This window comes from Promicromonospora sp. NPDC057138 (assembly GCF_042670845.1).
Classification (GTDB): Bacteria; Actinomycetota; Actinomycetes; order Actinomycetales; family Cellulomonadaceae; genus Promicromonospora.
In genome coordinates this window covers 1-1,083 of record NZ_JBHUUX010000147.1, presented here as the reverse complement: position 1 = coordinate 1,083, position 1,083 = coordinate 1, and the positions used below count along the sequence as shown (strand labels likewise).

At 72.2% G+C, this 1,083-nt stretch carries 1 protein-coding gene; it reads right to left on the bottom strand.

Annotated features, from left to right (window positions below; translation table 11 throughout):
- Positions 1 to 291 precede the first annotated feature (291 nt).
- The gene (locus ACFT2C_RS29120) at positions 292 to 795 is read right to left on the bottom strand and encodes a transposase (protein ID WP_377210587.1); all 504 of its coding nucleotides are present in this window, start codon (positions 793 to 795) and stop codon (positions 292 to 294) included.
- Positions 796 to 1,083 lie beyond the last annotated feature (288 nt).

Below are 1,083 nucleotides of genomic sequence, written 5' to 3'. Positions count from 1 at the left end.
GGGCGCTGGCGGTGAGCCCGCGCGTCGTGGTGTGCGACGAGGGCGAAGCGGGTGAGAGGGCCGCGGTAGCGAGTGGCGAGGATCTTCCAGTCCTTCAGCCTCGATCATTCACGTGCGCGCGCCGGCGTGAGGGGATCGACTGGGGTGTCCGGTTTCTGGCGGTTCGCCCTGTGGGTCGGTCGTCGCGGGTCAGGCCGGTGGGCCGCGTGTCGTCGCGGTGGGCGTCGGCGTCCACTCGCCGAGGGTGTTGCGGGCTCTTCCTTCCGGTGTGCCGGGACGGCGGTGTGGTGGTCAGCCGGGGTCGGGCAGGGCCTGGATGCGGTCCCAGGCCGTGACGACGTGCTGGGCGGCGGGCCAGGCGGGGTCGAGCTTGAGCTCGCGGCGGCGGGCGTGGTCGACCAGTTTGGCGGGGACGTCGAGCAGGCCGGCGCGGACGGCGGCGGGCTCGGCGCGGGCCAGTCGGCCGTCGAGGGCGAGGAGCTGCAGCCAGGACAGCAGGTCCATGGCCAGGGTGAGCAGGGTGCACCAGGCCTGGTTGAGGGCGAACTTGAACGACGGCAGTCGCAGCAGGGTCAGTGCCTTCGATCTGCGGATGCCGGACTCGACGTGCGCGTGGGCCCGGTGCCGGACATCCAGCCACTGCAGCTGCCGGCCGACGGTGTTCGTGGCGATCACCGTGTAACGGAAGCCGGTCGCGATCTCATAGGGCTTGAGGTCTTTGGTGTACTTCGGGTGGACGGGTTCACGCCGGACGACGATGCGCAGGCCGGGCGGCCATTCGCCGAGATCGAGCAGGTCGGTGATCTCGACCAGGGCGGCGTCCTCGCGAGGCTGCCCCTTCGCGTCGAGTGCGGGTGTCCAGGCCTTCTCGGGGACCTGGACCAGGCCGGCCCAGAAGTCCGCGTCCCGGCTCCAGCCGACCGAGTACTCCCAGGTGGGGGCCTTGTTGCCACCGCCCGTGGTGATCCAGGCCAGCCACTCCCGGGTGGCGCCGGCTCGGGGCCGGGGTGCTCACCTCGGCGGTCGGCGTCGCGTCGCTCCTGAGCTTCCCGGTGCTGCTTGCCGTGGGGCTGCCGCCCGTCG